The 26,942-nt window shown below is 64.1% G+C and carries 26 protein-coding genes; 8 read left to right on the forward strand and 18 right to left on the reverse strand.

The genetic code is table 11. The annotated features are described in order from the left end of the window. Positions 1-133: 133 nt before the first annotated feature. Genes GY937_28715 through GY937_28725 form a run of 3 tightly spaced genes read right to left on the reverse strand, consistent with a single transcriptional unit; the run spans position 134 to position 2,147 of the window. Positions 134-706: a TVP38/TMEM64 family protein gene (locus GY937_28715; GenBank protein MCP5060698.1), complete on the reverse strand. Its 573-nt coding sequence runs from the start codon at positions 704-706 to the stop codon at positions 134-136. 20 nt (positions 707-726) lie between these two features. Then, positions 727-1,878, reverse strand: a complete 1,152-nt coding sequence (locus GY937_28720) for a UxaA family hydrolase (GenBank protein ID MCP5060699.1) — start codon at positions 1,876-1,878, stop codon at positions 727-729. Positions 1,879-1,880: 2 nt separating this feature from the next. Next, positions 1,881-2,147, reverse strand: a complete 267-nt coding sequence (locus GY937_28725; protein MCP5060700.1) for a UxaA family hydrolase — start codon at positions 2,145-2,147, stop codon at positions 1,881-1,883. Between the two features lie 177 nt (positions 2,148-2,324). Between GY937_28725 and GY937_28730 the strand changes: the two genes are divergently transcribed. Continuing rightward, positions 2,325-3,146 carry an AraC family transcriptional regulator gene (locus tag GY937_28730; protein ID MCP5060701.1) on the forward strand — a complete coding sequence of 274 codons (822 nt, stop codon included), beginning with the start codon at positions 2,325-2,327 and terminating at the stop codon, positions 3,144-3,146. A 264-nt stretch (positions 3,147-3,410) separates the two neighbouring features. Further along, positions 3,411-4,547 (forward strand): patatin-like phospholipase family protein, encoded by a 1,137-nt coding sequence (locus GY937_28735; protein ID MCP5060702.1) that lies wholly within the window; start codon positions 3,411-3,413, stop codon positions 4,545-4,547. 35 nt (positions 4,548-4,582) lie between these two features. Here the strand turns inward: GY937_28735 and GY937_28740 are convergent, their stop codons facing one another. The 4 genes from GY937_28740 to GY937_28755 are packed head-to-tail and all read right to left on the reverse strand — an operon-like array spanning position 4,583 to position 9,115. Next, complete coding sequence (locus GY937_28740; GenBank protein ID MCP5060703.1) at positions 4,583-6,022, reverse strand: gamma-aminobutyrate dehydratase; 1,440 nt, start codon at positions 6,020-6,022, stop codon at positions 4,583-4,585. 28 nt (positions 6,023-6,050) lie between these two features. After that, entirely contained in the window at positions 6,051-7,148 is a 1,098-nt protein-coding gene (locus tag GY937_28745; protein MCP5060704.1) for an NAD-dependent epimerase/dehydratase family protein, read from the reverse strand. Positions 7,149-7,194: 46 nt separating this feature from the next. Next, on the reverse strand, positions 7,195-8,373 hold the full coding sequence (locus GY937_28750; GenBank protein ID MCP5060705.1) for an acyl-CoA/acyl-ACP dehydrogenase: 1,179 nt from the start codon (positions 8,371-8,373) through the stop codon (positions 7,195-7,197). A 4-nt stretch (positions 8,374-8,377) separates the two neighbouring features. Then, on the reverse strand, positions 8,378-9,115 hold the full coding sequence (locus GY937_28755; protein ID MCP5060706.1) for a TetR/AcrR family transcriptional regulator: 738 nt from the start codon (positions 9,113-9,115) through the stop codon (positions 8,378-8,380). A gap of 163 nt (positions 9,116-9,278) precedes the next feature. Between GY937_28755 and GY937_28760 the strand changes: the two genes are divergently transcribed. Genes GY937_28760 through GY937_28775 form a run of 4 tightly spaced genes read left to right on the forward strand, consistent with a single transcriptional unit; the run spans position 9,279 to position 12,359 of the window. Beyond that, positions 9,279-10,064 carry an enoyl-CoA hydratase/isomerase family protein gene (locus GY937_28760; protein ID MCP5060707.1) on the forward strand — a complete coding sequence of 262 codons (786 nt, stop codon included), beginning with the start codon at positions 9,279-9,281 and terminating at the stop codon, positions 10,062-10,064. 9 nt (positions 10,065-10,073) lie between these two features. Continuing rightward, positions 10,074-10,865, forward strand: a complete 792-nt coding sequence (locus GY937_28765; GenBank protein ID MCP5060708.1) for an alcohol dehydrogenase catalytic domain-containing protein — start codon at positions 10,074-10,076, stop codon at positions 10,863-10,865. Beyond that, positions 10,856-11,116, forward strand: coding sequence for a hypothetical protein (locus tag GY937_28770; protein MCP5060709.1), 261 nt, complete (start codon positions 10,856-10,858; stop codon positions 11,114-11,116). The genes GY937_28765 and GY937_28770 overlap by 10 nt, the downstream gene beginning before the upstream one ends. Positions 11,117-11,138: 22 nt before the next feature. Then, entirely contained in the window at positions 11,139-12,359 is a 1,221-nt protein-coding gene (locus GY937_28775) for a CoA transferase (GenBank protein MCP5060710.1), read from the forward strand. A 16-nt stretch (positions 12,360-12,375) separates the two neighbouring features. Here GY937_28775 and GY937_28780 read toward each other — a convergent pair whose 3' ends face one another. The 4 genes from GY937_28780 to GY937_28795 are packed head-to-tail and all read right to left on the reverse strand — an operon-like array spanning position 12,376 to position 16,060. Continuing rightward, positions 12,376-13,188, reverse strand: a complete 813-nt coding sequence (locus GY937_28780; protein MCP5060711.1) for an enoyl-CoA hydratase — start codon at positions 13,186-13,188, stop codon at positions 12,376-12,378. A gap of 34 nt (positions 13,189-13,222) precedes the next feature. Then, the gene (locus tag GY937_28785; GenBank protein MCP5060712.1) at positions 13,223-13,636 is read right to left on the reverse strand and encodes a cobalamin B12-binding domain-containing protein; all 414 of its coding nucleotides are present in this window, start codon (positions 13,634-13,636) and stop codon (positions 13,223-13,225) included. Then, complete coding sequence (locus tag GY937_28790) at positions 13,636-15,240, reverse strand: hypothetical protein (GenBank protein ID MCP5060713.1); 1,605 nt, start codon at positions 15,238-15,240, stop codon at positions 13,636-13,638. The genes GY937_28785 and GY937_28790 overlap by 1 nt, the downstream gene beginning before the upstream one ends. Before the next feature lie 31 nt (positions 15,241-15,271). Continuing rightward, positions 15,272-16,060, reverse strand: a complete 789-nt coding sequence (locus tag GY937_28795; GenBank protein ID MCP5060714.1) for an SDR family oxidoreductase — start codon at positions 16,058-16,060, stop codon at positions 15,272-15,274. 390 nt (positions 16,061-16,450) lie between these two features. On the opposite strand from GY937_28795, the gene GY937_28800 reads away from it, so the two are divergent. After that, positions 16,451-17,635 carry an aminopeptidase P family protein gene (locus GY937_28800; GenBank protein ID MCP5060715.1) on the forward strand — a complete coding sequence of 395 codons (1,185 nt, stop codon included), beginning with the start codon at positions 16,451-16,453 and terminating at the stop codon, positions 17,633-17,635. A 47-nt stretch (positions 17,636-17,682) separates the two neighbouring features. Here GY937_28800 and GY937_28805 read toward each other — a convergent pair whose 3' ends face one another. From GY937_28805 to GY937_28820, 4 genes are read right to left on the reverse strand one after another with little or no spacing between them, the layout of a single operon-like run. Further along, positions 17,683-19,071, reverse strand: coding sequence for a sodium-dependent transporter (locus GY937_28805; protein MCP5060716.1), 1,389 nt, complete (start codon positions 19,069-19,071; stop codon positions 17,683-17,685). Then, a complete protein-coding gene (locus GY937_28810) occupies positions 19,068-20,216 on the reverse strand; it encodes an FAD-binding oxidoreductase (protein MCP5060717.1) in 1,149 nt (382 codons plus the stop codon). The genes GY937_28805 and GY937_28810 overlap by 4 nt, the downstream gene beginning before the upstream one ends. Then, complete coding sequence (locus GY937_28815) at positions 20,217-21,218, reverse strand: peptidase M19 (GenBank protein ID MCP5060718.1); 1,002 nt, start codon at positions 21,216-21,218, stop codon at positions 20,217-20,219. A gap of 56 nt (positions 21,219-21,274) precedes the next feature. After that, positions 21,275-21,916: an acyltransferase gene (locus GY937_28820; GenBank protein MCP5060719.1), complete on the reverse strand. Its 642-nt coding sequence runs from the start codon at positions 21,914-21,916 to the stop codon at positions 21,275-21,277. A 484-nt stretch (positions 21,917-22,400) separates the two neighbouring features. On the opposite strand from GY937_28820, the gene GY937_28825 reads away from it, so the two are divergent. Next, positions 22,401-23,777, forward strand: a complete 1,377-nt coding sequence (locus GY937_28825) for a Glu/Leu/Phe/Val dehydrogenase (protein ID MCP5060720.1) — start codon at positions 22,401-22,403, stop codon at positions 23,775-23,777. A 159-nt stretch (positions 23,778-23,936) separates the two neighbouring features. On the opposite strand, the gene GY937_28830 is transcribed toward GY937_28825, so the two are convergent. The 3 genes from GY937_28830 to GY937_28840 all read right to left on the reverse strand — a co-directional run bounded on the left by GY937_28830 (position 23,937) and on the right by GY937_28840 (position 26,942). Then, positions 23,937-24,581, reverse strand: a complete 645-nt coding sequence (locus GY937_28830; protein ID MCP5060721.1) for a hemolysin III family protein — start codon at positions 24,579-24,581, stop codon at positions 23,937-23,939. A 107-nt stretch (positions 24,582-24,688) separates the two neighbouring features. Beyond that, positions 24,689-25,510, reverse strand: coding sequence for an SDR family oxidoreductase (locus tag GY937_28835; GenBank protein MCP5060722.1), 822 nt, complete (start codon positions 25,508-25,510; stop codon positions 24,689-24,691). A gap of 22 nt (positions 25,511-25,532) precedes the next feature. After that, positions 25,533-26,942, reverse strand: a complete 1,410-nt coding sequence (locus GY937_28840) for an aspartate aminotransferase family protein (GenBank protein ID MCP5060723.1) — start codon at positions 26,940-26,942, stop codon at positions 25,533-25,535.

Below are 26,942 nucleotides of genomic sequence, written 5' to 3' on the forward strand. Positions count from 1 at the left end.
AAGCACACTCCGCATTCGCGCCACGGAATGGGCATCGACCACCCAAAACGAGATCCGTCAGCGTCAATCGCCGCGCGGCACGCTGAAACATTGGAAAGCCAGCTTCTCAGCCAACTTTCGTGCATAGTTCAGGCTAGTGGGAGGCGACAAGGCCGGCTCCCATCGCCGCAGTGATCCAGGCGTAGGGCAGATTCGAAATAGCGGCACATACGACGAATCGGGTCGATCCAATCTCCGCCACACCTGCGAGCACATTCACGAGATGGAACCCGAACGGAAGCTGGCGACCCACGATGAGAAAGACAGGATGGCCCACTGGAAAGCGGCTCAGCCAGCGCGGAAACCTCCCCATACCGGCGCTTGCCTCGATTCCGCGTGTCCCACGGCGCACCAGCGTGAATTCGAGGACCGCGCCGCACCACCATCCGAGCCAACTGCAGGCAGCTCCGAGCCACAGGCCGTAGACGGCTCCGTTGGCCAGGCCAACCATCTCGGATGGAAACGGAGTGGCCGAGAGCACGACGTGGATCGGGATCGAGACTAGGGGTGCCCGCGGGCCGAGGCGTAGCAGGAAGGCTTCAGCGCCCGTCGCCTCGATGAATCGCCAGCTGACGAATGCAACCGCGAGGACAGCACCGATCTGGAGCGCAGTTCCGCCAGGAGAGGAGAGCCTCAGTCGCTTTCCTTCCTCCGTCCGATCAAGCATCAACGGTTTCGCCTGCACGGCTAGAAGACGGGCCCGACCGTCTTGATCGCGAAGAGCTCCGTCTCGGTCCGCTCTGGAGCCGTCCGCTCTCCGCTCGCGACCCGCTTCACGAGCTCGATCAGTTCGGCGCCACAAGCATCGAGACTCATTCCGTCCGCGATCCGGCCGGCATCGAAATCCATGTCGTCAGGCAACGCCCGGAAGAGCTTCGTATTGCTGGCGACCTTCACGACGGGTGCAATCGGCGAGCCCGCCGGCGAGCCGCGGCCTGTCGTGAAGAGCACAATCTGCGCGCCGCCCGCGATCATCCCGGTGATCGAGAAGATGTCCGAACCCGGCGCATCCATCACGCAGAGCCCACGGGTCGTGGGGCGATCTGCGTACTCGACCACCTCCCGGATCGGCGTCGAACCGCCCTTCTTGATGCAGCCCAGCGACTTCTCCTGGATGCTCGACAACCCACCCGCCTGGTTCCCGGGCGAGATCACCGTATGAGCCAGCGGCCCGAGTTCGCGCTTCACGAGCGCGGCATGTTCGCCGAGCAATCCGAGCAGCTTCTCGCGCACCTCGTCGCTGGCGCAGCGTTCGGCGAGGATGGGCTCGGTTCCCAGAAACTCCGTCACTTCCGAGAGGATCACCGTCCCACCTCTTTCGACGACCCAGTCGGCCGCCCTTCCGAGGCTCGGGTTGGCCGTGAGCCCGGAGAAACCATCGGAGCCCCCGCATTCCATCGCGATGCAGAGATGCTCGAAGCCCACCTCCTCACGCTCTTCACTGGCAGCTGCGTCCAGCAATCCTCGTGCAATTTCTACACCCTTCGCGATCGCCTTCGGCGTCCCCCCACATTGTTGAATACCGATCCACTCGACGGAACGTGCTCCGCGTGCCCGCGAAGCTACGAGTTCGGCCTTCAGTACTTCGCATCCGAGCCCGACCAGGAGAACGCCCGCAACATTCGGGTGGTCCGCCACGTTGGCCAACGTGCGCAACGTGGCGGGAAGATCCTGCGGCCCTCGCCCGCAGCCCTCGATATGCGTGACGGTCTTCACTTCGGGAAGAGCCCGGCCGATGTGGTCGACCACCGAATTGGCGCAACTCACGGAACTCATCACCACCACGTGATTGCGAACACCGACGCGGCCGTCCGCACGGCGGTATCCCATGAAACCCATGGTCACCTCCCCACTGCTTCGAGGTTGTGGGTATGAACCCAATCGCCCGGAGTGATCGCCTCGCCCGCGGTTCCAATCGGAACCCCGTACTTCCGAATCGCAGCGCCGGGCGCGATCTGTTCGATGGCCACCTTGTGGCCCACGGGCAACTCCTGACCGACGATCACCGAGCATTCCGCCGCCCACACCACCCGTTTCCCCGGAGGCACGGCACGCAACAACGTCACAACGTTGTCGGACGGATCGATGAGCAAGGCATTTGGCTTCACGGCTTGGACTCCTCGAGCGCGCAGACTTCCTCGGACCCACGAGAGCGCCGGCCTGGAGCTCGGGAACCGACGTCCTGTGATGCAACCCTAGAGCGAGCACCTGCTCGAGACATCCCGCCGCGTGCGGAAGGACATCGCATTTCGTGCGTTCTCGCTCCGTGAGATAGACTCACCGAAATGATGTACCAGCCGCTCAACGTGCCGAGGCAGCTGGACGGACGGATCCACCTCGAGGACTTCTCGAACCCCGTCTGGGGGCAGCTCATTCGCCGCCACGCGCATCGCTTTCTCGAAGTCCATCTGCTGGTGCGCGGCAAGGCAGTGATGGTCATCCGAAACCAACGCGTCGATCTGCCCAGCGGGTCGCTCTTGTGGCTTCCGCCCGAAACGGAACACCTCACACTCGAGGCCTCCGCGGGGTTGCGACGTTGGCACCTCTGCATGCGCACGCCCTCAGCTCGACGCATATTGGCTCCGGGCGAGGCGGCCGCCCTGCTCTCCCGGCGCAAGCCCACACCCTGCGTGCAGCTTGGAAGGGCGGAGTTGCGAGACCTCGGGGGTATTTTCGCAGGAGTCGGAGAGCAAGTGGACAGGGCGGACGCGGTCACGAACTCCGGCCTCGCCTACGCACTCGCGCGCGCGGCCGTGGCTACCCGCGAAGCCGAACGCAGCACCGAGCCAACCACCCTTCACCCTGGAGTGGCGCGAGCGCTTTCGCTGATGCAAGGCGACGGATTGCTCCTGGATCGCGACGAATTGGCGGAACGCTGCGGATTGAGTGCGACCCACCTGAGTCGCCTGTTCAGCCTGGAACTGGGCCAGACGCTGCGAGACGTGCGAAACCGGAAACGGCTGGGGCGCTTCCACCAGCTCATCGATTCCGGCACCTGCCAGACCTTGACCGAAGCGGCTCTCGAGGCGGGCTTCGGCAGCTACTCCCAATTCCACCGGGTCTACCGGCACTTCACTGGCCGCAGCCCTTCCGGCCGGGAGCACTGATGCCGCCAGGGTGTGCGGGACAAGCCGACCCGCGACCTCCCACTCCACGTCGCAGGCACCCCTTCCTGGGATGCTCATCTACAGATCACTCTGCGTCGCTTCGCAGCACTCAAATGCTAAATTCAATGGTCTGACCTGCCCGGACGAGATCGACAGGTTCTCCGGGAATGCAGTTCTCGATGACATCCCGTTTCGGTTCGCTCCTGGGTTGCAAGCCAGCAGTTCGGCAGCCTCGCGCACGAAGAACTACCGAGGATAGACCCCATGGATTCAGATTCGAAAGGCGCGCGAACGGCGCTGGTCCTCTCTGGTGGAGGCGCCCGCGGCGCGTATCAAGCCGGGGTCTTGCAAGGCTTGCGCGATCTCGGCGTGCTCGATTCCCCAGCCGTTCGTATCAATACCTTCGTCGGCTCGAGCGCCGGCGCCATCAACTCGACCATGCTCGCCGCACACGCGGCCTCGCTCTCCACTGGGATCGATGCGCTCGTCGACCTGTGGAGTGAGGTCCAGGCGAATCAGATCTTTCGTACGGACGTGCGTAGCATCGGAAGTACCGGGGTCCGCTGGGCGTGGGATCTCACTTTTGGCGGTGCGGTGGGAGGTGTCGCCCCGAAGTCGTTGCTCGACACGTCACCCCTTCACGAGTTCCTGAAGGAGAATCTCCCCTTCGAACAGCTCGGGCATCAGATCCAGGACGGGGCGCTTCACGCGCTCGCACTTTCCGCGACGGATCTCACGACGGCGGACGGAGTCCTGTTCCTGCAAGGAAAGCCCGACATCCAGCCCTGGGAGCGCAGGCGCTGGCGCATCGAGCCCACGCGGATCGATGCGGAACACGTACTCGCATCCAGCGCCATTCCGATGCTCTTCCCATCGGTGGAAATCGACGGTCGCCATTTCGGCGACGGGTCCGTCCGCAACACGAGCCCATTGAGCCCGGCGATCAATCTGGGGGCCGAGAAGGTCATCGCCGTGAGCGTTCGCGAACCCGCACCGACGACAGCGAGGAAGCGCCGTCGCGAAGCTCCCTCCATCGCGCAGATCGCGGGCGTCCTCCTGGACGCCGTCATGCTGGACGCGATCGAGGTCGATCTCGATCACAGCGAGCGCGTGAACCGGAGCGTCACGACCTACCACTCGAACACCTCGCCGAGTTCATTCCGCAACGTCGATGTGCTGTGGATCCAACCTTCGGCGAATTTCACCGTCGTCGCCGAAGAGTTCACGCGCCAGATCCCCGCCGTCGTCCGCTACGTCATGCGGGGCCTCGGTAGCGAAGACGCGACCCACGAACTCAGCAGCTATCTGCTCTTCGATTCGGAGTTCTGCAGCCGCCTGATCGAGATCGGCCAAAGCGACGTCGCGGCGGCGCGTGAGGAAATCGAGGCATTCTTCGCCTGAGCCGCGCTGAGCATCACCATCCATCAAAGATTCGATCAGATCTCCAGCCCCACGACCTCTCGTGCCCGCGCCTTGTAGGCAGCCACCGGTGCCTCGGCCATCAGCATCATCTTCTGGGAGGCCAGGGAGCCCTCGGCGTGAATGGTGCAGACCTCGTGCCAGCCGGAGAAATCACTCGCCACGAGATGGCGAAGAATGCTGAAGAGCTGCATACGCTCTGCCGCGCCGTAGGGTTCGGCGCCACCCATGTAGCGCTCGAGGTAGGGCTTCAGCTCCGGATGGTTCCAATCTCGATAGGTCGGTTGGGTGACCAGAAGGCCGCCGGCGATGTCCTGGATCGCCCGCACGAATTCGTGAAACCCAGAGGCAAAGTGCATCTTGGCCATGTTGGTCAGCAGCGGCTTCGCCACGTACAGGCCCGACCCATGGAACTCTTCGGGCTCGGAGAGCGCCGCGCGGGCGAGAGCCTTGGTGGTCTCGGTGTAGCGGATCATCTCGATGTAGCGATCGCGAATGTTCGAGGCCTTTTCGATCCCGTTCGATTCCGCCGCCAGCATGGCCATTCCGGTCATGTACTCGAGAATCGGGATCTTGTAGGTCACCGCCGTGAAGCGATGGAAGGCGCTGAACCCGTAGGCCACGGCCTGGCCCAGTTGCCACTCGCGGAGCAGGAAGACGCGCTCCTTGGGGACTCGCACCTCGTCGAAGATCACCAGCGATTCCACATGTCCGCGCTTCGGCCGCGGCGTCGGGAACGACATGTCGTCCTCGTAGCGGAAGTTGGGCCGGCAGATCTGCGTGAGGCCTGGGGTATCCACCGGGATCGCAAAGGCCACCGCGTAGTCGGCCTCGTCCTCATTGAGGTTCCGGGTCGGAATGACGAGGATCTCGTCCGTGTAAGCCGATGCCGTGATGTGCGCCTTGGCTCCGGAGACCACGATCTCATCGGCGGTTTCGTCGACGACGCGCAGGTAGTAGTCCGGGCTGCTTTGCTCGGAGGGTGACTTGCTGCGGTCGCCCTTCACGTCCGTCACCGCGCCGGCCAACGAGAGATCGTTGCGGGCGCAGTACTGACGATAGTCAGCCAGGCGCCGCGCGTAGACCTCGTTCCCCGATGCCCGGGCGACTGCCGTGAGCCCGTTCAGGATGTCCGTTCCCACATCCTTGATGAAAGGAAGCGCCCCGTCTGCGTAGTGGCAGGCGGCCGACACGAGATCGAAGCGATAGCCCACGGCTTCCAGCCGCTCGGGCATCTCGAAGTAGCGGCTCACGTCCTCCCCGGTCTCCGGATCCTTGCCGACGGCCAGTTCCGCATGAGCGGGATCGTGAGCCATCAAGTAGTCGAAGGCCCCCGTCTCGACACCCACCTTGATGTACGGATCTTCGGTCACGTCCTCGATCTCACGACCGGCCAGATAGACCTTGCGGCCGTCTCGCAGGCCCGCTTTGTATTGCTCGGCGGTTCGAAGCGCCATGGAATCTTCTCCTTCCCTAATTTCTTCTTCAGGTGGTGGTCTGTCGCCAGTCACCCTTGCGGATGCGCGGATCCGCCGCGTGCTTCATGAAGTAGTCGACCATCACGTCGAGATACGACTGCACCCGCGGGCACTCGACCCCGTGCTTGGCGAGGATGGGGGCGACCTGGCTCCGGTCGAACGTCGCCGAGACGTAGGAATGCTCAAAGGCTTCCCGCGGCACGCCGGTCACTTTCTCGAAGCCCGGCAGGCGTCCCATCGGACGCATCATGCCAGCTGGGAGCTTCAGCAGCGGCTTTCGCTTGCCCATCGCTGCAGACGCCAGATCGAAGAACTCGTTGTAGGTCACAGGCTCCGGATCGACGAGGTGAAACACCTTTCCGATCGAGTCTTCGTCCTCGAAGAGGTGGTAGAAAGCGTCCGCGATGAAATCGACGGGGGCGAAGTGAAAGAGGGTGTCCTTCGTATCCGGAACGATGTAGTGCATGCCGCGGGCGATCATCCCGAGCGCGTAGTACGGCCCGTCGATCTTCTCGATGGCACCTGTCTTGGAATGACCCACGACCGTGGTGGGCCGGAGGATCACCGAGGGAATGTCGTCACGCCGTTCGCGCACGAGCTTCTCGGCCAGGTGTTTCGTCAAGTCGTAGTTGGTCTCGAACTCCTGCCCCAGGTCGAGATCGTCCTCGCGAAACGTCCCCATATGCTTGCCTGCAACGGCAATCGTGCTGGCGTATCCCAACCGCTCGAGGGACGGGAACTGCGCAATCAAGTCGAGCAGGTTTCGGGTTCCGTCCACGTTGACGCGCATCGAGATATCCCGCGGCGCCGAAAGGTTGTAGAGCGCCGCGAGATGGATGACATGGGTCACGCGCTGCTTCAGCTCATCCTGGATGGCGACCTCGAGGCCCAGGCCCGGCTCCGCGATGTCCCCGGCGAAGGCCTTCAGCCGTTTGCGTTGCTCCGGGTCGGATACCTGCTCATCCAGGTAGGCCTCGAGACGTTCCTGGAAGCGACCGTTCTCCAGCAGGTAGATGTCGCAATCTTCCTTCTCGAGATAGTGCGAGAGGATGTACCTCCCGATGAAGCCGCCGGTACCGGTGCAGAAGACTGCTTTCTCACTCATGTCGGTTCTCGCTTTGCGGTCTGCGCCCCGGAGCGGGGCAAGGTTCTCAGACGAAGGCCTGGATGCCTGTCAAACGCCGCCCGATCACCAGTTTCATGATCTGGGTCGTGCCCTCTCCCGCATAGCCAAGTGCTGCATCGCGCCAATAGCGTTCCGTCCGGAAGCCCTCTTCCGTCGTGAAGCCTCGCGCGCCGTGGATGTGCATCGCAGTCTGGGTCACGCGTGCGGCGGCGTCGGCACCGAACGACGACACCATGCACTGCTCCACGTCACAGCGCCCACCCTTGTCCATCAGGCTCGCTGTGCGGTACACGAGCAGCCGGGTGATCTCGGTATCCGTCGCCATGTCGGCGAGCATGCTCTGCACGAGTTGGAACCCGCCGATCGGCCTGCGGAACGCCTCGCGACTCTTGGCCCAGGCAATCGAATCGTCCAATGCGGCCTGCATCAGGCCGATGCCGATCGCGGCGATGTTGACGCGGAACCAGGAGCGTGCGACCAGGTTCTGGGCGTAGCCTTTGTCGGAGTCGTGAAGGAGATTGGCCACGGGCACACGGCAATCCTCGAATTCCATCAGGCCGGTGTTTCCGGATCGCAGGCCCACGAAGGGAATGTCCTTCACCTTCCACGGGGATTCCTTCCGATCCATGATCAGGCTGATGACCCCTTTGCGGGGATCCGCCGCGTAGGCTTCCGGGTCGGCCACCGCGGTCAGGATGCCGACGTCGGCGAGCACGCCATTGGTCTGCCACATCTTCTTGCCATTCACGACGTAGTGATCCCCGTCGAGAACGGCCGTGGCGTGCAGGTTCGTCTGGTCGGACCCGGCCTGTGGCTCGCTGACCATGTCGCAGGCGAGGATCTCCCCGCGAAGCGCCGGCTCGACCCAGCGGCGTCGGTGCTCGTCCGTGCCGTTCCGGGCGATCATCTCGATCACACCCGAGTGGGTATCCAGGCTCACTGCGAGAGCCGCCCACGCGCGGCCGAGCTCCTCCGCCATCACGGAGCGCTCGAGGTACGTCGAGCCGAGCCCTCCGGCCGTCTTTGGCACGAAGCACTTGTTGTAGCCGTAAGGCAGGAGCTTCTGGAAGAGTTCCACGGTTTCGGAGCGAGAAAGCGGCCCCTGGCTGTCGCGCTCGTCGGCAATCGGCGCGATCTCTGCGGAAAGGAACTCACGGAGCTCTGCCTGTCTCTTCTTCAGCGATTCGGGGAGGTCGAACGGCATGGGGCTAGTCCTTCTCTCTCGGTGTGACGACTTCGACATGGCCACCCCGGACTTCGATCTGGAGAGGCGCTTGCGCCGACGCTGCAAGTTCGGGGCTTGCGATGGCACGCAGGACCATCTCGTAGATGGTGTCCCGGTGCTGGCAGATTCCCTTCTCGGGCCGCCCCACCAGGATCCACTGGATGGCGAGATGCTCGATGAACCCGAGCACCATGTTGCGCACGAGCGACCCATCGAGATCGGAGCGAAACAACCCGGCCTGAACGCCCTCCTCGAATGCTTCGACCACCGGCCGCGTCGTTTCCCTGATCACTTGATAGGCAGGGGACTTCATGAAGTTGCGGTTGGCCTTGAGGGTGAGCAGAGCGACCGAGGCATAGAGCGGGTTTCGCTCGTAGAACTCGAGGAAGGCCTGGATCACGACGCGGATCTTCTCGCGCGGATCGTGAATGAACGGACGGACCGCCGAGACCCGCTCCAGCTCGCGCCGCGTGTACAGCTCGGCAATGGAGAAGAGCACGTGCTCCTTCGAATCGAAGTACTCGTAGAGGGTGGCCTCGGAGACTTCGGCCGCCTCACAAAGGGCCGCCACGGTCGTCCCCTCGTAACCGCTCTCCCCAAACAGCTCGAGGGCCGCGTCGAGGATGCGGAGCTCTCGCTCGGGGTTCCGCTTGCGCCCATTGCGGGCGCCACGGGCGCTGCGGGTCTTCTCGTCGCGAAGGCGTCGGACGGAATCGGGCATGGGGCTCCTTTGCAGCCTCAGAATATGTGGTCGTCCCCTTGCATGCAATCGTTTTCCTAGTCTATACCCCAATTTTTTGAGTTTTATTGAACTCTTACCGCGATATAGTCTCGCTTGTCGATATCCTGACCTCGCATACTGGGGAACAGACAGGGAGGCATCCATGGAGTCCTCGGTGCTCACGTGCGAAACCATTGACCGGGTTGCACGTATCACGATGCAGAACCCGCCCGCGAATGCACTGGACCCGCAGATGCTCGAGCTGCTCGAAACGACGCTTGAGAGCGTATCCGCGAGCGGGGAGGCCCGGGCCGTCGTTCTGCGCAGCGGCTGCCCGGGCTTCTTCTCGGCTGGGGATGACATCGAGCAGTTGCGCGAGATGGACCCCGCTCTTCTCGATCTCCTGCCGCGGCTCCACCAGTTGATGGATACGCTGGAATCCTTCCCGCTGCCGACGATCGCTGCGATCAACGGCCATGCGTTGGGCGGCGGTCTCGAACTGGCCCTGGCCTGTGATCTCCGCTTCATGGGTAGCGGCTCCGGGCGCAGCGGCCTGCCCGAAGTGAGGATCGGGATGATCCCTGCGTTCGGCGGGACCCAGCGCCTACCGATCCTGATTGGAAAGGGGCGCGCTCTGGAGATGATGTTCAAGGGGCTCCAGCTGGAGCCGGAAGAAGCCGAGCGATGCGGCCTGGTCAACGGCGTGCATCCGCAATCCGAGCTGGAGGAACGCGTGCAGGACTACGCCGCCCGCCTGGCGTGCCAGGCAACGGGTGCCATCGCCAGGATCAAGCGCTGCGTGAACACAGGCCTCTACGAGGGCTTGAAGGAGGGCCTCGCCGAGGAGCGCAAGGCCTGCGTCGACAACTTCTCTACGCCGGATGCCCGGGAGGGAATCGATGCCTTCCTCACCGGAAGGAAGCCCCATTTCACGGGCTCCCAAGGATAGGAGTGAGGAGTGACGAAGATCCGAAGAGCGAGGCTACGAGAGACGGGCTTGGCCGAAGACCTCGCTATCGAGGAACTCGAAGAATCTGGCCCGCCGCTCGAGGGAGAGCAGGTCGAGACCGAAGTCGAAGCCTGTGGCGTGTGCTACCGCGACACGATCGACCGAGAAGGAGGCTTCCCGTTCATCCGGCTGCCCATCACGCCCGGACATGAGGTCGTGGGACACGTCGCCGCCATCGGCCCCGACGTCGCGGATTGGAAACCGGGAGACCGCATCGCGACGCTGCATTGCGATTTCTGTGGAAGCTGCGCTCGCTGCCACGAAGGCGAGGAATCGATGTGCACGGGAACCGGTGCGATGCCGGGCCTGTTGATCGACGGCGGTTATGCGACACGCATGCGCGCCCCCCAGCGGGGGTTCTTCCGGGTGCCTGAATACTTGCCCCCTGCATTGGCCGCCGTGATGCATTGTACCTTCGGCACGGCCTACCGCGGCCTGCAGCGCTGCGGCGGCGTGGGCTCGGAAAGCCACGTGCTCGTAACGGGCGCCAACGGTGGCGTGGGGGTCGCCGCGATCCAGGTTGCGAAGCGGCTCGGTGCCAGGGTTAGCGCCGTCATCCGCGACGAACGTCACGAAGCCTTCCTGCAGGAGCTCGGCGCCGATGTGATCATCGTGGATCCGGGCGACGGCTTTCACAAGAAGCTGAAAGAGGAGAAAGCCGACGTGGTGCTCGACTGCGTAGGCCCCCCACCTTCAACGCCTCCTTGCGATCCCTCCGGACCGGAGGCCACATGGTGGTGATCGGCAACGTCGTCCAGGAGAAGGTTTCCCTGAACCTGGGGTACCTGGTCGCCAGCGGAGTCCAACTGCTCGGCAGCAGCGGCGCCAGCCGCCGACATATGAAGGATGTCTTCGAACTGCACACCCGAGCCCCGTTCGAAGTCCACATCCACGAGTGCCTCGACATTTCCGAGGCAGATCGAGCCCAGCGCACGGTGCGCGCGGGCGGCCTACGGGGCGTGCTCATGCCCACCCCGTCCAATGCACGGTAGAATCGCGAAGAAGGAGAACCCCATGACCTCCCCCCTGGCCGGAGTTCGCGTCGTCGAGGTAGCCAACTACGTGGCCATCCCTGCGGCGGCAACCATGCTGGCAGACCTCGGTGCGGAGGTCATCAAGGTCGAACTTCCCCCCAATGGCGAGCTCTACCGGCGATCGCGGCCGGCCTTCGCCGGCTACGACTGCGACTTCCCGGAGAACCCCGCCTTTCATATGGACAACCGCGGCAAGCGGACCTTGATGCTGGACCTCAAACGCCCCGAGGCACAAGACGCACTGGCACGGCTCATCGACCGCTCGGAGATCTTCCTCACCAACCTGCTGCCCCGACGGCGAGCTGCCTACGGGGTCGACCACGCGAAGCTGCTCGAACGGCATCCGGAGCTGATCGTGGGAGCGATCAACGGCTACGGCGGCGGCGGCGAGCAAGCGGACTGGCCGGCATTCGACTACACCGCCTATTGGGCACGCACCGGGATGATGGACCTGATGCACGACGAGGGGCGTGAGCCTTCCATGATGCGCGCGGCCATGGGCGATCACGCCGCGGCCTCCAATCTGGTGTGCGGAATCCTTGCCGCCATGCGGCTGCGGGATGCAGACGGTCAGGGCCGCTACGTCGAGACGTCCCTGATGCAGACCGGCTTCCACATCCTGGGGACCGATGTCGCCACCGCACTCGTCACCCGCGAGCCCGTCCCCCGCCACGACCGGTTGCGGCCAAACAACCCGCTCTGGAACAGCTACCCGGTAGCGGGAGGGCGCTGGCTCTTGCTGGTAATGATCGATCCGGAGCGTTATTGGCCGAAGCTCTGCAGCGCACTGGAGCGCGAGGAGCTGTTGGATGACGAGCGCTTCGCGGATCCCTTCACGCGAGTGCAGAATTCCGAAGCGCTCGTCGCGGAACTCGACGCCACCTTCGCGAAGAAGGATCTCGATGCGTGGAAACCCCTGTTGGATGCAGCGGGCCTGATCTGGGCACCGGTCAATCGCATCGACGAAGCCATCAACGATCCCCAGGCACGAGCCATGGGCTACTTCTACCCGATCGAGCACGCCGAGGCGGGAACGTTCGAGACCGTCGCGACACCATTTCGCATCGAAGGCCAGGAGCTGGGAGCACGCAATGCGGCCTCACCAATCGCTCGGGACGGACGGGAAATCCTCAGGGAAGCGGGCTTGCACGAAAGTCAGATCAAGGATCTGCTGATCGAACCGGCTCAAGGCCCGGCCTGAACACAACCGCGACGGCCTACAGCCCGTGGTTCGGCCACTCGGGCTTCAAGTTCCCCGCCTTGAAGGCGGCGGCCCCCAGCGTATGGCTGTCGCGGCGCATGAACATGGAGATGATCATCTCCGCCTCGATCCGTAGCCGCTCCTCGAGGGTGCGACCGGGGCCCCGCAGCACGGTCTCCTTGTCGCTGCGGATGGCGCCCTGCGGCAGGGCTGCGATCTCGTGAGCCAACTCCTGGGCGCGCGCCAAGGCCTCACCCTTCGGGACGATTTCGTTGACGAGCCCGATCTGTTGGGCCTCGTTCACGCCCACTCGCCGCCCGGTGATGATCATTTCCATCGCCCGGGAGAATCCGACGATCAGGGGTAGCCGTGCCGTGAGACCATCCCCACCGACGATGTTCCATCGCCGCTCCGTCGCGCCGAACTCTGCGTTCTCCGCAGCGATTCGGATATCCGCCAGCAGGGCCGTCTCCAGACCCGCGGCGAACGCGTGGCCGTTCACTGCCGCGATGACCGGCTTGAAGATATCGACCTTGCGGGTGTAGCCGCAGGCTCCGGGCAGGCTGTAGAGCTCCCGTCGATAGCGATCGAAATCACCCAGCTCCTCGAGTTCGGATGCATCCTGAAGATCCCAGCCGGCACAGAAAGTCGTCTCGCCTGCGCCCGTGATGACGAGGACGAAGGCGTCGTCATCGTCCCTGAAGCGCTGCCAGGCATGATGAAGCTCCTCATTCATCTTCCGGCTGATGGCGTTGCGCTGGTCGGGGCGATCGTAGGTGAGCGTGACCACGTGGTCGTCCTGCTCGTACGTAAGCGTCTCGTAGTTCATGCCTTCTCCCTTGTCGGGGCCGGAAAACTCTCGATCATTCGGCCGACCCTCGCGCCAGACGTTCGATGGTTGCGACGATCTCAGTGCTCGGGGTGGTTGGGCCAAAGGCCGCCGCAACGCCCTTGGTCTGGATCGCCCGTGCGTCGTCTGCTGTGACGACCGAACCCCCGACGACGATGGGGGCCTCGACATCCTGCTCGCGAAGCGCCGCCTGAAGTGGATCGAGAAAGTGCAGATACTCCCACGAATGGCAGGAGAGGCCGACGACGTCGACGCCTTCCTCAGCGGCGGCCCTCGCGATGTCTTCGGGCATGTTGAAGCGGCCCAGATAGACCACTTCCATTCCGGCATCGCGTAGGAGGCGCGCCACGGCCATGGCTCCCACCTCGTGCTGATCCAGTCCGAGGATTCCGAGCAGCACCCGAATCGGTCGCATGGCGTCGGACATCAGATCGGATCCTCGAGCGATCCGAACGGGTCGGCGGGCTGGCCGTAGGCCATGCGCATGACGCCCGCCATCTCACCCATGGTGACCCCTGCCTCCGTGGCCGTGACGACGTCTCCCATCAGGTTGGCATCGCGGTCGGTGGCGCTTGCGTAGAGCGACTCGAGGGCTGCCTTCGCGCGGCCGGCATCCCTATGGGCACGATGCTCGCGAATGACGTCGATCCGCTCGCGGAAGGGCTCGATCTTTTCCTCTGCCACGTCGCGAAGCAGCAGATCCTCGTCCTCTGGAATCACATGTTCGTTGACGCCGACCTTGCGGAGCGTGCCGTCCTCCAACTCGCGGCCGTGACGCTCCATCGCCTCCTGGAAGATCCGCCGGAACCAACCCGTCTCGCAGAGATGGGCGGCGTCACCCGCCGCCTCGATCGCGCGTATCCGCTCCTCGATTCGACCCTCCATCTCGTCGGTCAGCGATTCCACGTAGTACGAGCCGGCCAGTGGGTCGGCCACCTGTGTCACACCGGTCTCCAGTTGGATGACCTGCTGCGTGCGCAGCCCGACCATATGGGCCTCGGGGCTCGGGATCCGGTAGGCCTCATCGAACGTGGAGACTTCGATCGCCTGGGCGCTGGCCAGAGCCAGGGAGAGAGCCTGGGTGGTGCCCCGAACCACGTTGTTCACGGGCTGCTGGGCGGTGAGGGAGAGCCCCGAAGTATGCGCCGCCACGTTGACCGCCAGCGAACGCGGATCCCGGGCCCCGAACTCATCGCGCATCATGCGTGCAAAGATCCGACGGGTGGCGCGGATCTTCGCGATCTCCTCGAAGAAGTCCATCCGACAGTTCACCAGGATGGCGATCCTCGGAGCGAAGGCGTCGATCTCGACGCCCCGTTCGAGAAGGGCTCGCACGATGCCGCGGATCTCGACGAAACCCAGAGCCATCTCCTCCACCGCATCGAGACCACCGTCACTGATGTAGTAGGTGTCTTCGAGGAACGAGTGGAAGCGAGGCATTTCCTTGCTACAGAACGCAATCGAATCCACGGACAGACGGACGCGCAGATCGAAGGGCATATGCAGCGCGTAGCCGGTGTCCTCGCAGTAGAAGGGCACCTGGAGCACGGACCCCCGCAAGGCTGCTGGGGAGACACCCCGTTCCCTGGCCACGCAATAGAGGCCGGCAATGGCGAATGCTGGCTGCAGGGAGTGCGAGAGCGATATCTCGTCCAGCGGAAGATCCCGATAGAGGTCACGGTAGTCATCCAGGCGACATAGCGACACGCCCTGCGTACCGACCGCGCGCACGGCGAACGGATGATCCGGATCCAGGCAAGCCATCGTGGGCGTATCCCCGATGACGTCGAGGCCCGTCTGTCCCTTCGACAGCAGATACTTGAATTGCGCGTTCGAGCGCGCGGGATCCCCCTCCCCCGAGAGTTCACGCTGGATCCATCCGCCCCGATCCTCCGGATGGGCGCGCACGCCCCGCGTGTAGGGAAAGCTACCGGGATCTCCCAGCCGTTCGTCCGACTTCCATCCTTCGAGATCGTCCGGGCCGTAGACCGGCTTCAAGGGAATTCCAGACTGGCTCTTTCGGTCTGTCATGCGTCCTGTCTCCACTCGCCTCGCGTTTCGTTCACGAACCGGAACCGCGCAGTTCCTTGCGGCTACCCAACGTTCCGGTGTTGAGACTGAATCCACCATCGATCCGGATCTCCGCACCGTTGATGTAGCCCGCCTCGTCGGAGGCGAGAAAGGAAACCAGCGCGGCGACCTCCTGCATCCGACCGAGACGGCGGGCAGGGGTACTCACGATCGATGCGTTCCGGATCTCCGCGGGCATCGAAGCCACGGTCTCGGTCTCGATCAAGCCGGGCAGGACGGCATTGCAGGTGATTCCATGGCGGGCGTGCTCGAGGGTGATGGACTTCGCCAGCCCCAGGAGCCCAGCCTTGCTGGCGGCGTAGCCGGCCTGACGATGCAGCCCACCGATCGCGGCCACGGAGGAGATCAACACGATCCGGCCATGGCCGGATTCGACCATTCCGGGCAGGACCGCCTGGAGCAAGTGGAAGGCGCCGCTCAGATTGACATCGAGTTCCCGGCTCCAACCCTCCGCGTGCATCTTCGTGACGGGAGCGATGTGATCGACGATGCCCGCGTTGCTGACCAGCACATCCACGACGCCAAGCGCATCGTGCGTTTGCCTCACCGCATCGCGCACCTCCTCTGGAGATGCGACATCGGCCACGACGCCAACGACCGGGAATCCTTCGGCCTGGAGATCTCCTGCCGTTTGGCTGACGGCGCCGTCGCGATCCGCCAGCGCGACCCGAGCACCTGCCTCGGCCAGACACCTGGCGATCTGCCTACCAATTCCGCGCGCGGCACCAGTGACGAAGGCCGTTCGTCCTTCAAGGCGCATGCTGCGTCCCTCCCTCGGCAGGCAAGCTCAGTACCGCTGCGATGAGCCGCCGGAGCTGCTCCACCACACATTCCCGCGGAGACCGAGGCTCGCGCGCTTCCCTTCCGCCGGCGTCGCGGTGCCGAGTCCGGCCCAATCGTGTTGCCGGACTACCCGCCCCAGCGGGGTCATCTCTGAGAGCTTCAGCATGGCCGCAATCTTCCGCGAGGACGTTGTAAAGTAGATTCACTTTAGCTTTGATTGGCCTCTGTTCCATGCGCCCGGCCGTTCGGGAGGAACGATGCTCCTCGAAGCCAAGAAAGCACCTTCACCGAACCCCGAAATTCGTCGGATTGGATCCGCCATGGCTTGCGCCGTGGCGCTTCCCGCGGCCGCTCGATAGGAAACGACATGTCACCTACCAACCCCGAAGCTACCCTTCCCGCGGCCATCACCGCCCCCCCCGGCAAGGACGAACTCGCCACGCGACTGGCTCAGGTCCAGCAACGGATGCGCGACGCCGGGCTCGATGTCTACGTGAGCTTCGACCCGGTCAACGTCTACTACCTGACCAACTTCGCCAACAACGTGCACGAGCGGCCTTTCCTCTTGCTGATCCCGCAGCAGGGCACACCCACGATCCTGGCTCCGCTTCTCGAGACGAGCCACGTCCGGGCGCGGGCTCTCTGCGACCTGGAATACGCCACCTACTATGAGTTCCCCGCACCTGAAGGCGAGAACTGGTGGGACGTGTACGCACAGCTCATCGACGGCGGAGCACGTGTGGGCATCGAGCCGGCCATGCCGGTCGGGATCCTGGAGCGCACACCGGGGACGACGATCGTCAGCGACATCATCGACGAGGTGCGCATCGTCAAGTCCGACTACGAGATCGGCCGCAACGTCCACGCATGCCAGGTAGTCGAGCTGGGCCACGAGAAGCTGCTCGAAGGCTCCCGCCCGGGCGCCATCGTGGGCGCTCTCTACGGAGCGGCGAGCGGAGCGATGATGGCGCGAATTCTCGCGGACATCCCGCGCGCCAACCTCATGGTGACGCGCACGGTGGCCGCAGTCTGGCCGCCCTCCATCTCGGACGATCCGCATATCGTTCCAACCTTCGATACGCAGATCGAGGAAGCCGGGCCCCACGTCACCATCGCGGTCTGTCAGGTCGACGGCTACGGAGTCGAGCTGGAACGTACGTTCTTCCTCGGCAGCGTGCCGGAAGCTGCACGGGCCCCCTTCGATGCAATGTTCGAAGCCCGTGCACTCGCCTTCGAATTGGCGCGGCCAGGCACCGACATGGGCGCCATCGATACCGCCGTGCGCAAGCTCATCCATGATCGGGGTTACGGCGATCGCATCCTGCACCGCACCGGCCACGGCTTCGGAATCACCGGTCACGAGGCGCCCTACCTCGCTGAAGGCTACCAGCGCGATCTCGAACCGGGCATGCTGGTCAGCATCGAGCCGGGCATCTACATCCCGGGCCTCGGCGGCTTCCGTCACTCGGATACCGTGCTGATCACCGAGAGTGGTGCCCTGAGCCTGACCCACGCGCCTGAGACACTCGACGACCTGACGATTCCGCTGTAGTCGAGGGGAACCCGTGCGCCGCCAGGCCCCTCCGGAGCACGGCCTCGTCAATCGCTGAAGTCGATGATGCCGATCCCTTTCAGGATGACCAGGAGAATCAGTACGGGCGTCACGAAGCGGATGAGGAAGGTCCAGCTCGATACGAGCAGGCCGCCATTCCCGGGAAGGGCCGAGAATCCGCTCTCGCGGTCCTGCTTCGAGAGCATCCATCCCGCAGCGACCGCAATCAGCAACCCGCCCAGGGGGAGGAGATACTTGGTGGTGAGGTTGTCCAACGTGTCGAGGACGGCCTGACCGCCACCCAGGGCTTCGGGAAGGAAGCCTGGCATGTTCAGACCGAAAGCCGAAGCGAGCCCGAGCAACCAGATCGCGAAGCCCATGCCAAGCGTGGCCCAAAGCCGCAGCACCCCGAATTCGTCGACCATGTAGGCGACCACGACCTCGAGCAATGAGATCGCGGAGGAAAGCGCCGCGAAGACGACGAGCAGGAAGAACGCCGTCGACACCAGCGCCCCGCCTGGCATTCCCACGAAGAGGCCGGGCAAGGTCGCGAAGAGCAGGCCCGGGCCCGCAGACGGCTCGAGATCGTTGCTGAAGACGACGGCAAAGATGACGGCTCCGGCCATCAAGGCGATGACCGTATCGAGCACGGCGACCCAGAAGCCATCCCGCAGGACGTGGATCTCATCCTTCAGGTACGAGCCATAGGTGACCATGACTCCCATGCCGAGGGAGAGTGTGAAGAAGGCATGGCCGAGAGCCTCGAGTACCGCGTCGCCACTCAGCTTCGAGAAATCCGGTCTGAACAGGAAGATCAGGGACTCTCCCAGCCCACCGGTGAAGGCGACGTAGACCAACAAGATGCCGAGAATCCCGACGAGTGTCGGCATCAGGATCTTGCACGCTGCCTCGATGCCACCCTGGACACCCCGCGTGACGACGAAGATCGTGATCGCCATGAATACGGTGTGCCAGATCGCGGCGAGGGGACCGTTCGCCACGAGGGCGCCGAAGGTCTCGCCGGCCCCTCCATTCAGCTCGAGCCCTCCGACAGAGAGCACAAAGAAATGCACGGCCCAGCCTGCCACCACGGCATAGAACGACAGGATGAGAAATCCGGTGAGCACCGCCATGGCTCCGGTGAGCCAGCTCAGCAGGGTCCCGGGCAGGCCGGCCTCTTTCGTGAGATCCCGCAAGGCTCCCAGGATGTCCTTGCCTCCTCGGCGTCCAATGATGAGTTCGGAATACATCAGAGGAAGGCCCACCACGAGGATGCAGACCAGGTAGGTGAGGACGAAGGCACCGCCCCCGTACTCACCCGTGATGTACGGGAACTTCCAGATGTTGCCGAGGCCTACTGCGCTTCCGACGGCTGCCCACATGAAGCCGAGACGGCTGGCGAAGCCGCCGCGGGCGCTCTTGGACGATCCGTTCATCTCGGCCTCCAGGGGGTTCGGCTGCTCAACCGTTCCGGCGATAGATCCTCTCGCGTCAACCCCAGCGCCTGCAGATCGGCTGGGAGAGACCCGTCTACGAGCAATCCGGCCGCCGCGCGGGCCGCGGCCGGAGACGTCATGATGCCGAAGCCGCCCTGGCCCGCGAGCCAGAAGAATCCCGGGCGCTCCGGGTCCATCCCGATCACCGGCGAGCGGTCGGCCACGAAGCTCCGCAAACCCGCCCAGCTCCGGCGGATGTGGTCCAACTGCAGAGTCGTCGCGCGTTGCACGCGATCCGCTGCGAGCGCCACGTCGAATTCGTCAGGCGATGCATCGCAGGGTTCGGAAGGCGTTTCGTCGCATGGCGATGCAAGCAACTGGGCGCCCTCGGGCTTCAGATAGAATTCTTCGTCGGCATCGATCACCAGGGGCCAGGTGCGAATCTTGCTGCCCGCAGGCGGATCGAAGGTGATGGCCGTGCGCCGGAGCGGCCGCAGACCGATCGACCGAGCGCCGGCCAGGCGCCCCATCTCGTCGCACCATGCTCCCGCAGCGTTGACGATGGCCGCTGCGCGCCAGGTCCGCCCCCCGGCATCGACCTCCCAGGCATCGCCAGCGGGCTCGATCCGTACGACATCCGCCTTCGTCGCCAGCTCACCGCCGCGGCGCCGGAAGCCGCGAAGGAACCCGTCGAGCAGGCCGGCAACGTCGATGTGCATGGCGCCCGGCTCCACCACCGCACCGGCCAGGTAGCCATCGCGCAGCACCGGACACAGCTCGCGCGCTGCGACGGGATCGACCTCCCGCAGCTCCGCGCCGGTCTCGAGCCCGTTGGCCAGAGCCCTGGCCAGACTGGCCCGCTGGTCGTCACGGCCGATCCAGAGGACCGGGTTCGGCGTCACCAGAGGGAAATCGACGAAGCCTTCGGGCGGCTGCTCCAAGAAGCCTCGCCCTGCCCGGGTGAGCCTGCCTACCGTGGCGCTCCCGTAGCTGGGTACCAGGAACGCAGCCGAGCGACCGGTCGTGTGGTGACCGGGAAGGGGCTCGCGCTCCAGCAACACCACGGAACCATGCTTCTGGAGTTCGTAGGCGGCCGAAGCACCAGCGATTCCGGCGCCGATGACGATGAAATCGTGATTGCTCACCTACTTCCAGATCTCTCCACACACGCGAAGCCAGTTCTCGCCGAGAATGCCTCGGATGTCCTTCTCGCCGTATCCCCGGAGCAGCAACTCCTCGGTAATCCTCGGCGCTTCTTCGAGCTCGAGTTGCCTCATGTCGGTGTACCCACTGCCAGGAGGATACTTGTCGGGCAGCTTTGCAACGAAGGCTTCAAAGCTCGGAAGATCGTAGACATAGTCGAGCCCGAAGCCCACGTGGCTCGGCCCCACCAATTGCACCACGTGGTCGATGTGGTCCACGATGCGTGCGGGCGTCGCCCCTTCGCCACCCAGGAATCCGCTGAGACAGGTCATCCCGATCACGCCACCCTGCTCGGCACAGGCCACGATCTGGTCGTCCCATACACAACGAGGGTGATCGCATAGCTCACGGACATTGGTATGCGAGATGATCGCAGGCGCCTGGGAAGTCTCGAAGGTCTCCATCGTGGTGCGGTAACCGGTATGGGCGCAATCGACGATCATGCCCACACGGTTCATCTCGCCAATCAGCGCTCGGCCGAACTCCGTCAGACCCGTGTCCTCTTCCACGTGGCAACCCACGCCAACGCGGTTGGGCTCGTTGTAGGCCATGAGCGCGTGTCTCACGCCCAATCGGTAGAAGATTTCCACCCAATCCAGGTTGTCCTCGAAGGGTGCGGTTCCCTGAAAGTGGAAGCCCACCGCCAGCAGCCCCTGCTCGCGGGCTCGCGCGATGTCCGCCACGGATTCGACGAGCACGCATCGTTCCGCACGGTCCGCCACGAAGCGGCGGTAGTTGACGAGCTGCTGGGCTGCGGCGCGCAGGTCCATCCCGTCGATAGCAAGGGTGATCGATACGAAATCGAAGCCCGCCCCGGCGATCCGGTCGAAGAGGTTCTCCCTACGCTCGGCACTCCCGGGAGTGATGATGGGCTGGGTCATATCCAAGACAAGCGCATCTGCATGCAACTCCGCCGCCTCAGCAGAGATTCCCCAATCGTTCATCACCACACCTCGAAGCCCCCAGGAAGAACAGACCATACCTGCGGACGCCGCAGATTTCAGGGGACCCGTTCCGGCGCTGGTCGAGTCCCGTCACGCACATATTTCGATTTCAGGCCCAACGCGGGACGTTCGACCAGGATGTAGGCCAGCCAGGCGACCCCATATGAAATGGCCAGTGTGGCAGCAAACAGGCCTTCCGGATCGACGATTCGAGATGCCAGGATCAGCATCACGGGAAGGTGAAAGAGGTACTTGCTGTAGCTGAGCAAGCCCGCCAGACGCACGAACCGCAACGCGAGAATGCGTCCGACCAGTCCCTTCGGGCGCGACACTACGTCGATCGTCAACAGACTGAAGAGGGTCAGCCACAGTTCGGGTTGCGCCCAGCCGTTGAGTGAGAACCCCGCACCCAAGCCAGGGAACAGGGGACGCCAGAAATCCACGACCATGGCGTTCGAACTCATGACGAGGAATCCGCCAACGAACAGAGAACCCGCGGTGAGCACGACACCAGCGGGCTTGCTCCTGACCAGCGACCGAATCCGTGGCTCGTGGCTCAGTTGGCCGACCAGGACGCCGCCGAGAAAGAACCAGAAATAGAACTCCCTGGTCTCGCCAACCATCATGTCGATGAGATGCTGCTGCCGCGCGAGGTACGCCGCGACGAGGAGGGCGAACGTGACGCCGATGCGCGCCACGCGTCCCGGTGTGAGAGCCAGGGCCCCCGCTGTAGCCGAAGATTCCGCCGTTGTTCGCCAGGGCAGGCGATGCAACCATGGCTGCAGCGAGAGTCCATCGAAGCTATCGGGTGAACATCCACACACTCTAACCTGGTAGCGCATCGATCGGGCGGATCTTCATTGCCTAGCGCCGCCCAGAGTTCCGGCCCCAAAACATCGAAACCCCAGTTCCAACCTCCTACGGGAACCCCGGCCTCACGAACACGCATCTTCGCGAGGATCTCCCCGAGATTGCGACGCTTCGATTCGCCGGACCTCGTTCACTGGAAGCTGGAATCGAGTTGGAATCGCCGACCCGGCTCGCGGAGCCATGAGGCGCGAGGACGCGACTACGGTAATTTGCCCCGAAGCGGAGCCGCGAAGGTGTCCTCCGCTTGCGATAGCGCGGCACGCCCCGTGCAAGACAGATCCCGTGAACACCAACCGGTGAAGGAACGCAGCCATGTCGGAGCCGCACGAGATTCCCGAGGCAACGGACGAAGACCTGAACCCGTACCACATGGCCCGGGCCCAGTTCGATCAGGCCTCCGGGTATCTCCCGCACTTGAAGACCGGGCTGATCGAGTTCTTCAAGCGACCCCGCCGCACGGTCACCGTAGAGTTCCCTGTGCTCACGGAGGACGGCGACGTGCAGATGTTCACCGGGCATCGTGTGCTGCACAGTCGCGTCCGCGGGCCCGGAAAAGGCGGCGTCCGGTACCACCCCGAGGTCACTGCGGACGAGGTGCGCGCGCTGGCTTCATGGATGACCTGGAAGTGCGCGGTAGCGGATGTTCCCTTCGGCGGGGCCAAGGGCGGCGTTGCCTGCAACCCGAAGGAGTTGGACGAAGCGGACCTTCGGCGCATCACGCGGCGGTACATCTCGGAACTGGGCGACTGCATCGGTCCACAGACCGATATTCCGGCGCCGGACGTGAACACCAGCGCCCAGACCATGGCCTGGGTCTACGACACGTACGAGGCACTCCATCCGGGAGCGAACAACCTGCCGGTGGTCACGGGCAAACCCCTGGATCTGGGTGGCTCGCAAGGCCGCGAGGAGGCAACGGGCCGAGGCATCCTCTACGCCACCCAGAGCGCCCTCGACGGCTGCATCCTCCCAGGCCGCAGTTCGCTCGCCGGCGCTGACGTCGTCGTCCAGGGTTGGGGCAACGTCGGCACCCACGTGGTCGATCTCTTCCGGGAGGAAGGCGCGCGGATCATCGCCGTGAGCGATTCGCAAGGCGGCATCCTGAACAAGGAGGGCCTGGATCCGGAGGCCGTTCGAGAGCACCGCCGCGAGGTCGGCAGCGTCGTCGGACTGGCCGGTACGACCACCATCACGAACAAACAACTGCTCGAACTCCCGTGCGACATCCTCGTACCGGCGGCACTTGGCGGACAGATCCGTCGGGACAACGCACCCCGGGTCGCCGCGAAGCTGGTGGTCGAAGGCGCGAACGGGCCGACGACCCCCGAAGCAGACCAGATCCTCGCGGAGCGGGGAATCCACGTACTGCCCGACATCCTGGCCAACGCCGGCGGTGTCGTGGTCAGCTATTTCGAATGGGTCCAGAACACCGAGAACAAGCAGTGGGATCTGGAGGAGGTGCAACAGAAGCTGCACCTACGCATGACCCGCGCCACCCGTGACGTGCTGGCCAGCCAGGCGGAGCTGCAACAACGCCTGCCAGCCATCCGCGAGGCCCTCGAGGAGACCCGCGCCAAGCATCCGGTTCCAGAAGTTCCGGAGGGCGAAGTGACGTTGCGCTCGGCAGCCTACGTGCTTGCCATCGAGCGGGTCGCCAGCGTGGCGCTGGCGCGAGGCATCTGGCCGTAGAGCCTCGACTCGAGAGCCTGAACGGCAATGCGTCCATCTCGGGCGCGGGCTCATCACGCCCACGCCCGACGTCGATGGCATCGGCGTTGTCAGTCTTCCTTGATTCGACGTTGTCTCAGGTGTTCCTGACCGGCGGCGGACCTGATCATGGACCGCTCCCTAGGCAGCGCAACGCCAGACGGCCACGGCATGACAGCCACTGCCCGCCAGTACGAACAAATGCCAGATGAAGTGCCCATAGCGCAGGCGAGTCGCTGCGTAGAAGCCCACCCCAGCGGTGTAGGCGAGCCCGCCGGCCACCAGCCAGAAGAGGTCATCAGCCGGCATCCGGTCTGTGAGTGGCTTGATGGCGAGCAGGACGAGCCACCCCATCGCCAGATAGAGACCGGTCGACCAGACCGGGTGGACACGGATACCCGTCGTCTTCCACACGACGCCCGCCAATGCGAGGGTCCAGACCGCACCAAGCAGAGCCCAGCCCAGGTCCCCGCGAAGCACGCCCAGGGTAAACGGTGTGTAGCTGCCGGCGATGAACAGGTAGATCGCGGAGTGGTCGATGACACGGAAGACACGCTTGGCCGGGCCGGCGGGCAATGCGTGATAGAGGGTCGAGGCCAGGTAGAGTAGGATCATCGTGATGGCGAACACGAACGCGCCCACCACCTCTGCCATCTCACCCCGCTCCAACGCGGAAGCCGTCAGGATCGGCAGGGCCAGGACGGCCGCTACGAGTCCCAGGCCGTGGCTGATGCTATTGGCGATCTCTTCGCCCAGGGTCGATCGTTGTCGGATATTCATGTTCATCCCCTCAGCAAGGAGTATGCCGGATGAGAGACCACCAGCACCCTCCTCTCACTGCCTACCGAAGCGCCGAGCCTTCACCTGCAGTCGTTCTACTGCGTTCCGCGCGGTCAGAGCTTGTAGATACCCCGTAGGGCCCTGTCGAGAAGCGCCGATGGAACGACGCGTCGCGCAGCCACGGCCAGCCTCTGGCTCAGGGCGCCCACCGGGTACCGATTCGCAGGCGACGGGTTGGCAATGATCTTCGCCAAGGCTTCCGCGAACTCCCGGGGGTCCGCGCCGCCCTGCTCGTCTCGTTCCATCACCGCCACGGCCCGGCGACACGCCTCGCCGTAGGCCGAGCCTTCGCCGTTCTCGGCCGTGAAGAGGCGACTCTCCGTGAAGTCGGTCTTGAAATCACCCGGCTCGAGCAAGACCACATGGACACCGAACGTACGGATCTCCATGCGCAACGCGTCCGACATCGATTCGAGCGCGTACTTCGACGCCGAATAGAAGCCCTGGAACGGAATCGTGACGAGGCCCCCGAGCGAGCTGACATTCACGATGAGGCCCGAACCCTGGGCCCGGAGCGTGGGCAGGACAGCGCGACAGACCCGCAACACGCCGAAGAAGTTGGTCTCGAAGAGCGCCCTGGCCTCCTCGACCGACGTGTCCTCCACAGCACCTGCCATGCCAATCCCAGCGTTGTTCACGACCACGTCGATCCGGCCTTCGCGCTTCAGGATGAAATCTACCGCCCTGTCTACGGAGGCGGCGTCACCCACGTCCATCGGGATCATGAACGGCGCCGCACCGAGGTCCCCGGAATCCGGGAACTCCGCTCGGCGACTCGTTCCGTAGACCTGGTGGCCAAGCCGAGCCAGATGCTCGGCACTGGCCTTGCCGAAGCCGGCGGATGCCCCGGTGATCAGGACGACCCTGGGCGTCATCCCCGACTCCCGCTTCCCGGTCTCACCCCCGCTCCGTCGGGGGAAGGTCCTGACAGGAATCCAGGTACTTGAACAGGATTCCCTTCACCATCTCCTGGGCTCCGGGGATCTCCGCCGGAAGGCCGCCGTAGATCGCCGCCGAGATGGGAGCCTCGTTCGGCGGATCGAGTGCGTACTTAACCGCCGCATCCAGATCCTCCGCAAATTTCTCCACCACGCCTGGTTGGGTCTGCGGCCGCGTTACGCACATATGGATCGCATTCGGATACTGCTGCCCATTGAAGCGCCAGCCGCGCTCCTTCATGAAATCATTCACATGGTAGATGTCGAAGCGATCCGAGGAGAACGAGAAGCAGAAGGTGGGCTTGCCCATCATCTTGAGCTCGGGATGGCTGTTCACGAGGTCCTGCATCGCGAAGCTGGTCTCGAAGATCGCCTTGGCGTAACCGAGGAAGCCCTCGCGGCCCAGGCTAACCATCGAAGCCCAGGCCGACGCCAGCAAACCGCCCGATCTGCTGCCCGCGATTCCCGGCGAGTTGTACTTGCCACCGGGCCACTCCGGTGTCGCGAAATACTGATAGCGGCGCAGGGCCCGATCGCGGCACAAGAGGACCGAAGTTCCCTTCAAGCCGAACCCGTACTTATGCGTGTCGGCCGAGATGCTCGTCACGCCCGGCAAACGGAAATCGAATACGGGGATGTCGTAGCCCAACTGCTGGCCCCAGGGCAGGATGAATCCACCCAGGCAGCCATCGACGTGCAGGCCGATGTTCCGCTCCGCGGCCAACCCGGAGAGCTCCTCGATGGGATCGATGGTGCCGTACGGGTAGTTGCCGGCGGAGCCGACGATCATGATGGTGTTCTCGTTGATCTGGTCACACACGAGATCCACATCAACAAGCGTGCTCTCCGGATCCACTGGCACATGAATCACCTTGACGCCAAACAGGTGGGCGCCCTTCTCGAAAGCAGGATGGGCGGTCGAAGGGAGGATCATCTCGGGCTCGGTGATGCCACCTTCGGCGCGGAACTTGTCCCGATACATCAGGACCGACGTGAGGATGCTCTCGGTCCCACCCGAGGTCACCGAGCCGCAAGCCCGGGCGTCGTCGCCTTCGCCCACCGCCGCATCGGCGTTCATCATGTCGAGCGCCATCGCAGTGATCTCGCTCTCGAAACGCGTTGCGCTGGGGCAGATGTCGCGCTGCAGCGCGTTCACATGGGCGTATTCGGAGAAGACCTCGTTCAGGAACGCGTAGTGCTCCGTATCACCGCAGTACATCGTTCCGGAACACTGGCCCGTCTGCCAGAAGCTGTCCTCCTCCCCTGCAATCTCCCGAAGCTCATTCAGGATCTCCTGGCGAGGCCGGCCCTTCTCGGGGAAGCGACGGATGACGCCCAGCCGTTCGGCGTAGGGGTAGAGATCGCCCAT

The organism is bacterium, assembly GCA_024228115.1.
Lineage (GTDB): Bacteria > Myxococcota_A > UBA9160 > UBA9160 > UBA6930.